This window comes from Propioniciclava sp. (genome assembly GCF_029977985.1).
Lineage (GTDB): Bacteria > Actinomycetota > Actinomycetes > Propionibacteriales > Propionibacteriaceae > Propioniciclava.
The window spans coordinates 1-8,504 of record NZ_JARKOT010000121.1 but is presented as its reverse complement, the minus strand read 5'-3'; the positions used below and the strand labels follow the sequence as shown (position 1 = coordinate 8,504).

General features: G+C 69.3%; 8 protein-coding genes. All 8 read left to right on the top strand.

Going from position 1 to position 8,504, the window contains the following annotated elements; translation table 11 throughout:
• Window positions 1-1,152: conjugal transfer protein TrbL (locus Q1K57_RS07960; RefSeq protein WP_300080697.1), on the top strand; the 1,152-nt coding region annotated here is incomplete at its 5' end.
• A gap of 3 nt (window positions 1,153-1,155) precedes the next feature.
• Window positions 1,156-2,625 carry a PrgI family protein gene (locus tag Q1K57_RS07955; protein ID WP_300080695.1) on the top strand — a complete coding sequence of 490 codons (1,470 nt, stop codon included), beginning with the start codon at window positions 1,156-1,158 and terminating at the stop codon, window positions 2,623-2,625.
• A gap of 63 nt (window positions 2,626-2,688) precedes the next feature.
• A complete protein-coding gene (locus Q1K57_RS07950) occupies window positions 2,689-3,504 on the top strand; it encodes a hypothetical protein (RefSeq protein WP_300080692.1) in 816 nt (271 codons plus the stop codon).
• A gap of 33 nt (window positions 3,505-3,537) precedes the next feature.
• On the top strand, window positions 3,538-3,975 hold the full coding sequence (locus tag Q1K57_RS07945) for a hypothetical protein (RefSeq protein WP_300080690.1): 438 nt from the start codon (window positions 3,538-3,540) through the stop codon (window positions 3,973-3,975).
• Window positions 3,972-5,441, top strand: coding sequence for an ATP-binding protein (locus tag Q1K57_RS07940; protein ID WP_300080688.1), 1,470 nt, complete (start codon window positions 3,972-3,974; stop codon window positions 5,439-5,441). Before Q1K57_RS07945 ends, Q1K57_RS07940 begins: the two co-directional genes overlap by 4 nt.
• A 101-nt stretch (window positions 5,442-5,542) precedes the next feature.
• Window positions 5,543-6,493 carry a hypothetical protein gene (locus Q1K57_RS07935; protein WP_300080685.1) on the top strand — a complete coding sequence of 317 codons (951 nt, stop codon included), beginning with the start codon at window positions 5,543-5,545 and terminating at the stop codon, window positions 6,491-6,493.
• Window positions 6,494-6,524: 31 nt separating this feature from the next.
• Window positions 6,525-7,046, top strand: a complete 522-nt coding sequence (locus tag Q1K57_RS07930) for a hypothetical protein (protein ID WP_300080682.1) — start codon at window positions 6,525-6,527, stop codon at window positions 7,044-7,046.
• Window positions 7,043-8,504, top strand: a 1,462-nt coding sequence (locus Q1K57_RS07925; protein ID WP_300080679.1) for a type IV secretory system conjugative DNA transfer family protein, incomplete at its 3' end; no start/stop codon positions are given. The genes Q1K57_RS07930 and Q1K57_RS07925, both read left to right, overlap by 4 nt.

Sequence of the window (8,504 nt, the reverse complement as noted above, 5' to 3'; positions counted from 1 at the left end):
GGCATCGCCGTGTTCGTGATGCTGCTGTTCTTCGCACTTCAGCTCATCACCGGCATGATCCGCCGCGACCCCACCGCCCTCACCCGGGCCGCGCTCGGGCTCGGCAAATCCGTCCTCGGTTCCTTCGTGGTCATCACCCTGACCGCGCTGCTGCTGGAAATCACCGACCAACTCTGCGTCGGCATCATCCAAGCCGCCGGCGAAACCACCGAGACGATGGGCGACAAGATCGCCGCCCTCGTCCTCGCCCTGTCCGGCCTGTCCATCGCCGCACCCGGTGTCGGCGCGATCATCATGATCTTCCTCGCCGGACTGGCGATCGCATCAGCGGCGATCGTGTGGCTGTCGCTGCTGATCCGCAAGTCGCTGCTGCTGGTAGCCGTCGCCCTCGCACCGCTCGCGTTCTCCGGTTCGTCGTGGGACGCGGCACGCGGCTGGGTCGGCAAATGGGCCATGTTCGTCATCGCCCTGATCCTGTCCAAGCTCGTGCTGGTCGTGATCTTCCTCGTCGCGATCACCCAGGTCGCCGCACCCATCGACGTCGACCTGGCCTCGGTGTCCGATCCGCTGTCCGGGATCGTGCTCATGGCCCTGGCCGGGTTCGCCCCGTACCTGACCTATCGGTTCCTCGCGTTCGTCGGCACCGACTACTACGGGCAGGCCGGTGCCGAGGACGACGCCAAGCGCGCACTGAACCGGCCCATCCCCGTGCCGTCGAAGCCGTCCGGCGACGGGCCGAAGAAGGTACTCGACGGCCAGACCAGCGGCGACAGCGGCGGCGGTTCGGGAGGCGGCGCGGGTGCACCGCCGAAGCCCACCCCGACCGCTGGAACCGGCAGCGGCGCCAGTGCCGCCGGAGCCGGAGCTGGCGCGAGCGGAAGTGCCGGAGCTGGAGCCGGTGCAGGGGCCGGGGCGGGGGCTGCGGCGGCGGGTCCGGCGGCTGCGGTCGTGGTCGGGGCGCAAGTGGTGAAGGGTGCCGCGACCGCGGGGCCGAAGGCCGGGACCGCGTTGGCGGGTGAGGCCGAGACGGCCGCCGCCGGTGCCGGGCAGACCAGCGCCCCACCACCGCCCTCGACGCCGGCGCCGACCGCTCCACCGAGCCCACGCCCAGCAACGCCGACCCCGAACCCGCCCAAGCCGACGAAGGAGTGACCGATGCCCAGTCACGCGAAAGACACCGCCGCGCCGGGCGAGCTAGTGCCGGTGAAGTTCAGCCGCCTCACCCGCCGGGGCGTGTTGTTGGGGTTGTCGGTCGCGCAGCTCGTCACCCTCGGCATCGGCGGCCTCACCCTGGTCGCCGCGTTCTACGCCGGCGGTGGGATGCTGCTCGCCTACACCGCACCCGTCTGGATGCTCTGCGCCGCGCTTACCTGGATACCGATCGGCGGGCGCCCGGTCGTGGAGTGGCTGCCGGTCACCGTCTGGTGGCTTTGGCGAGTCACAGGCGGGCAACTGCTCTACCGCCGCCGCATCGTCACACCCCGGCCCGCAGGCACCCTCGCGCTCCCCGGTGACGCGGCGAGGCTGCGCGAGTTCATCGACCCGGAGACCGGGGCGTGCATGATCCACGACCCCCACGCCGCCACCCTCACGGTCGTCTGCGAAGTGGCGCACCCGGCGTTCGTCTTGTTGGACCCGGGCGAGCAGGAACGCCGCGTCACCACCTGGGGCCGGGCGTTGGCGACGGTGTGCCGCTCGGGCAGGATCGCAACCTTGCAGGTTCTCGAACGGACCCTGCCGGACTCGGGTACGGGGTTGGCGGAGTGGTGGACCGCGCACGGCACCCCGGACGGCTCCTGGGCTGCCGACACTTACGCCGAGTTGATCGAGCGCGCCGGCCCGGCCGGGGAACGGCACGCCACCACGATCAGCCTGTCGCTGGACATGAAGGCCGCGGCCCGGCAGATCAGGACCGCCGGCGGCGGCATCAAGGGCGCCGCCGGGGTACTGCGGCAAGAGATGTCCACCCTGGTCTCGGCGCTGCGGTCAGCCGACCTCGCCCCCTCCGGGTGGCTCGACGCCGGACAGATCGCCGTCATCCTCCGCTCCGCCTACGACCCAGCAGTCGCCTCGGCGTTGGAGCGGCACGGGCAGATCGGCCGCGACCTCGCCACCGCCGGCCCGGTCGCAGTCACCGAGACCTGGGGCAACCTGCGCACCGACTCCGCCCACCACGCCGTGCTCTGGGTCTCCGAATGGCCCCGCAGCCTCGTCTATCCCGGCTTCGCCGCCCCGATCCTGCTCTCCACCGGCATCCAACGTGCCGTGACGCTGATCTACACCCCGATGCGCTCCGACCAGGCCGCCCGCGACATCCGCCGCAAGAAGGTCGAGTACATCTCGGACGCGGCCCAGCGTGCCCGGCTCGGGCAGATCGAGGACGCCTCCCAATCGGCCGAGTTCCACGACGTGCTGCAACAAGAAGCCGACCTCACCGCCGGGCATGGCGTCCTGCGCGTCACCGGCCTCATCTCAGTGTCGGCACCGAGCATCGACGACCTCGAAGCAGCCGTCGCCGCGATCACCCAAGCCGCGATCCAAAGCTCCTGCGAAACCCGCCGCCTCGTCGGCCAGCAAGCCGCCGCGTTCACGGCCGCGGCGCTCCCGCTGTGCCGCACCGTCTGATCCTGTGTCGGGTGCGGCTGGTGCACCTGGTGGGCGTCCGAACCTGAACGATGGAGGCCCGCCATGCCCACCTACGAGAACCCCGTCACCGACGCCGCCGAAGCCTACGAAGCGTTGCGCGGTCTGGCCCACGCGACAAGGAGCTGGGACGAGCCCGCCGAGACCTACCGCGTCATCGGCGAGGTGGTGGCCGGTATCCGGTGCCTGGGGCAAGTCCTCGACCAGCTCGCCGGCGTCCACCTGCGCCACCAAGACCAGGTGAGCACCGACGACGGAGACCGGGCAGCCGGGGCCGTCGCGGCACTGAGCGCGGCCGATGGGTTCCATCAGGCCGCGGTACTGCTGGATCAGGCGCACGACCACCCCAACGCGGCGTTCGTCCAGTCCGGCAAGATCGTCTGGTACCCCCAACCTGCCACCACCGAGCGGTGGATCAGCGTGCTGTTCTTGCAGGGCGATGAGGCCGACCGGCCGCTACACATCCTCGGTGAACTCGGGCACGTCGACGCGGTGGACTACCTCGCCCAGTGGGACTACGGCGACGAGACCACCGACGCGGCGATGGAGAACGGGTACGTCTACGACGAGCCCGGAGAAGGAACCAACGACCAGGTGGCGATCTCGGGCGAGTACGCGTTGGTCGTGAACCCACACATCGGCTACGTCTCCCTGCTTCGCCGCCACACCACCACCCCCATCGAACCGGACGAAGCCGAAGCATCCGCGCCGGTGCAGGACGGGCCGGAACTGCTGGTGTCGTACTCGTCCCCGAACGCCCCGAAGCCGGCGGTCGCACCCCGGCAGGCACCGTCGCGGGAGTCGTGGTTCGAGCCGGCCGCGATCACGACGCTCAAACAGAGCGGCCGCCTCTCACTCTGAACCCTGCCGGGCGGCTGGGTGCACCTGCCCGGCATGAACACCACAGACCCCACGCCGCGCACATCCCAGCAGGCCGGCACGCTCACCCTGACCGTCTGGCCCGACACCCCGGTCGGCGAGTACCAGCGGTACGCCTACCGCATCGAAGACGCCACGACCGGGCGAAGCCTCGAAGGGCGAGACCTGTTCACCGGCGCCGGTACCCCCGGCGCGCCCGATCGGGCGCTACGCGACCTCGCCGGATACCTCAGTGCGGCCGGTGAGTCCCGGCAGTACGCCATCGACCACCCCGGCCACAGCGCCGAACACGCGAGCATGTTCCCCGCATGGGCGGCCGAGGCCGCACGGCAGAACACCGACGCACTCGCCCTCCTGGACGAGCCCCCGTCCCCGCGAACGGCGCCGGACCCGTCGTGGTTCGACCGCCCCGCCGCCGGAACGGACGCTCGCTCGCGGGGGCGGTCGCTGTGAGCGAGCGGGAGAAGCTGCACACCTCGGTGCTCGTCGCGCCGGCGTCGGAGCGACGCAAGTACCGCAAGCAACGTCGGCAGGCCGCCGCCCGGCTCGTCGCCGAGCAACGCCGCGCCGAGACCGAAGCCGCCAAAGCCAAGGCCGAAGCCGAGCGGGCCGAGCGGCGGGCCACGACCTATCTTCCGAAGGCCGGCGAACCCGGACCCGCGATGCTGCGGACGCCCGGCCGGTTCCGCCTCCCACGCCATCAAGACACCAGCGCAGTGCTGTCGGCGCACTACCCGTTCCTCGCCGAAGGCGGCCTCGGCAGCCAAGGCGTGTTCGTCGGGCAGGACATGTACTCCGGCGGATCGTTCGTCTACGACCCGTGGGAGTTGTACCGGCGGGGCATCATCACCGCGCCGAACATGATTTTGGCCGGCATCGTGGGCTCGGGAAAGTCCTCGCTGGCGAAGTCGCTCTACACGCGGTCGCTGCCGTTCGGTCGCCGCGTCTACGTGCCGTGCGACCCCAAAGGCGAGCACACCGCCGTCGCCGAAGCAGTCGGCGGCAAAGCCATCGTCCTCGGCCACGGACTACGAACCCGACTCAACCCACTCGATGAAGGCCACCGACCCTCGAACCTTTCGGAGCGGGAGTGGGCGTCCACGTTGGCGTCCCGTCGCCGTGAACTACTGGGCGCGCTCGCAGAAACCGTGCTCGGCCGCGACCTATCGCCGCTGGAGCACACCGCCATCGACACCGCCCTCACCGCGGCGGTCCGGGACGCCGAGGTGCCGATCCTGCCAATGGTCGTGGACCGCCTCCTCACCCCATCCACCGACGAGGATGGGCGACTCGCGGAGGACGGCCGACTCGTCGCCCACGCGCTCCGCCGTCTCGTCGGTGGTGACCTCGCCGGCTTGTTCGACGGTCCTTCGACGGTGAAGTTTGACCCGTCGTTGCCGATGGTGAGTCTCGACCTCAGCCGGGTCGCGGAGAACGCGGCCTTGCTGTCGGTGTTGATGACCTGCGCGAGCGCGTGGATGGAAGCCGCGCTGATGGACCCCGATGGCGGGAAACGCTGGATGATCTACGACGAAGCCTGGCGACTCATGGTCCACCCCGCACTGCTGCGCCGCATGGATGCGCAATGGCGGCTCGCCCGCCACTACGGGCTGGCCAACATGCTCGTCTTCCACAAGCTGAGCGACCTCGACAACGTGGGCGATCAAGGCTCGGCCATGCGCTCATTGGCGAACAGCCTGCTCGCCAACGCCGAAACCAGAGTGATCTACCGACAGGAATCCGACCAGCTCTCCCTCACGGCCAAGACCCTCGGCCTGACCGGCACCGAACAACATTTGCTGCCCGGGCTGGGTATCGGTCAAGGGCTGTGGCGGATCAAAGAACGCTCCTTCATCGTCCAGCACCAGATGCATCCCGATGAGCTGGCCCTGTTCGACACCACAACCCGCATGATCTAGATGTCGGACGCTCGTGTGATGCTGGAACGGTGAGCGAGCGAGCAATCAACTTCGAGCGGTCCCGCCGAATGCGCTGTGGCTCATGCCGCCATGAATGGCTCGTGACCGCTGAGTGGCTGGACCACTTCAACCAGGCTCGTGAAGCCTGCCCTGCCTGCGGCACTGATTGCCAAGGCGAGGACCGCCCAGACTTCTGCGCGGACCCCCAGGACCCCGCGCAAGACGACTCGGCAGTGCGGGAGTCCTACTGGTACCACTCATCGACCCATGAGAACTGGCCAGACAGGAACTTCGACCCGGCCGTACGGTTGACTGATGTCACCAAGCGCCGCATGGATGCGATGGGCTCTGGAGTTGGCGCCTGGGCGAACCGACAGAAGACCAAGGCGCTCCACGTCGGCACCTATGAGGCAGCGATCGAAAACATGCTCCGGCGCATGAACGACCAAGACAGTTCTGACGAACAGTTCTACCTCTACCGCGTACAGCTTGATCCCAACTGCGTGATCGAGCCGGGCATACACCAGGAGCCCACAAACTTCGTGGGCGACGCCTACCTGGCCGAAGTGTGCGCTCCCGGCACCAACGTGTTCAGGTACGTGAACGTTCATGAGGACCCGTCAAGCGTCTCTCTGGCCATCGAGCCGGCTGCAATACGAGCCGTTCAGGGGATTCCGATGCCTCTTGCCATCGATGCGACTGACCCGTGGGTGGTGGACGCGACCGCGCGGTTGTCAGAGGCCACGTCCAAGCCTGCGCCACAGCCGAAGGGGAAGCTTCAGCGATTTCGACTCAGGGAGGTCACGGCACTGTCAACGGAGGCGCACAGCCTCGAAGCGGAGATTGCAGCCGGACTACCGCTGACGCTGAGGGAGAGATTCACCGCCGGATTCGATGAGGCTGGCTTCGACACAGCCCCCACCGCGTTCCCCACGAAACTTGTCGGGCTGGCCAGACTCGTTACTGACCCGCAAACCGTACTCGATGCGCTCGATGCTCAGCCGTGGCGTGCACTTTCGGCCATTGAGGGTGAAGCCGTCTTCTCTCGATAGCTCCTGACCGGTAGGCGTGCACCTGCCGGGCATGAAGCGAAGCGAACCCGACCAGCCGCCCGTCAACATCCCGACCGTCGTCCTCACAGTGCACGAGGACGGCATTCTGACCGCCACCCTCGACGGCGCACCGCTCACGCCGCCTCAGTGGGCGCCGCCGTGGCGGCGCGAGTCATTCCCGCAGATCATCGACCAGGCCAGCAACGACCGCACCCGCCCGATCCGCGTCGAGGCCCGCGAAGCAAACGGCTCGGTGTTCACCGACCTCATCACCGCACGACCCCGCCGCGCCCTCCCCGAACCCGAGCCCGCCGTCGAGGCGAAGCCCAGACCGGGCATGCCGGTGTTCCATCAGATCGAGGGCGACGGGTTCGTGCCCGGTGAGGACGTCACGGTCGCGATCATCACCGGCCACACCGACGCCGCGCACACCGGCACTGCCCGCGCCCTCATCGACCCCGCCAACCCGATTCCAGATCAGGCGGCGGGGCGGGTCGAAGTACTGCTGCTCGGCCGCATCTCCGGTGCCACGGTGATCCGGCGGCTGCCATGAACGGCGAGGGCCGGCAGACCGGATCGTTCGGGGACGAACTGACCAACGCCGCCATGATCGGCCTGGTCGCCCTCTTCGGGGTCGCGCTCGTCCTCCGCGCCGCCGGCACGATCACCGCGTGGCTGACCGGCAACTCTCAGCCCGAAGGCGGGCTCGCGGCCGGGGTTGGCGTGCTGGTTCATCCCGGCGACCCCGGCACCGCCCTCGACGCGGACGGCCTGAACCCCGTCGTCTACTGGATCGTCACCGGCGCCATGCTGGCGCTCCTCGTCGCACTCGTGGTGTTCGTGTGGGCGCGGGTGCGCCGCTTCACCCACCGGGCCGAGCAAGACCCGCGACGGATGGCCGGGATCGCGACCCGCCACGAAGTCGCCACCGCGGCATCGGAGAAGGCACTGCTGCGCCGCGCCGGGAACCTTCGCCCCGGCCTGACCGACCCGAAGCCGCACGATATCGGCTACCGGCTCGGTTCCTCGAAAGGGGTGGGCGTGTGGGCGTCGGTGGAGGACTCGATCATGATCATCGGCCCGCCCCGCTCCGGCAAGGGCCTGCACCTGGTGATCCCGGCGATCCTCGACGCCCCCGGCGCCGTCGTCGTCACCAGCACCCGGCCCGACAACCTGACCGCGACCATGCGCGCCCGCCGCCGCATCGGCCCAGTGGCGATCTTCGACCCCCAACATCTCGCTGAGGGCCTGCCCGCTGGGCTGCGCTGGTCGCCGATCCGGGGGTGTGAGTCGCCACAGACTGCGATGATCCGCGCGACTGGACTCGCGGCCGGCACCGGCCTGTCCGCGGGCGGGGTCGATTCGGGCGGGTTCTGGGAAGGCAAGACCCGCGCCGCGTTGCAGGCGCTGTTGCATGCGGCGGCGATCGACAACCGGTCACCCGCCGAGCTGTTCAGGTGGACCCTCGATCCCACCACCGCCGCGGATGCGGTGGCGATCCTGACCGGCTCCACCCGCGCCGCGACCGGGTGGGCCGAGTCGCTGGAGGCGATGATCGACTCCGACCCACGCACCCGCGACTCGATCTGGCAAGGCGTGTCTCTCGCTCTCGGCTCGCTGGCCGACCCGCGAGTCCTCGACGCCGTATCACCGGCCGAGGGAGAAGGCTTCGACCCCGAGGCATTCATCCGCGACCGCGGCACCCTGTTCCTGCTGGCGACCGGTTCCGGTGCGGGAGCCAGCGCGGCTCTGGTGGCGGCGTTGGTGGAAGACCTCATCGAGACGGCCCGCCGTCTTGCTGCCCGCTCACCCGGTGCCCGTCTCGATCCACCGATGCTGCTGGCGCTGGACGAGATAGCCAACCTCTCGCCCCTGCCGTCACTGCCGACGCTGATGGCCGAAGGCGGCGGGTCGGGCATCACGACCATGCCCGTATTGCAGTCACTCTCGCAGGCGCGGGACAAGTGGAACGAGCACCAGGCCAATGCGATCTGGGACGCCTCGATTGTGA

Bases quoted from the DNA above. Each gene is read 5' to 3' on its own strand.
- Q1K57_RS07955 (WP_300080695.1), top strand. From the start codon at position 1,156: ATGCCCAGTCACGCGAAAGACACCGCCGCGCCGGGCGAGCTAGTGCCG.
- Q1K57_RS07950 (WP_300080692.1), top strand. From the start codon at position 2,689: ATGCCCACCTACGAGAACCCCGTCACCGACGCCGCCGAAGCCTACGAA.
- Q1K57_RS07945 (WP_300080690.1), top strand. From the start codon at position 3,538: ATGAACACCACAGACCCCACGCCGCGCACATCCCAGCAGGCCGGCACG.
- Q1K57_RS07930 (WP_300080682.1), top strand. From the start codon at position 6,525: ATGAAGCGAAGCGAACCCGACCAGCCGCCCGTCAACATCCCGACCGTC.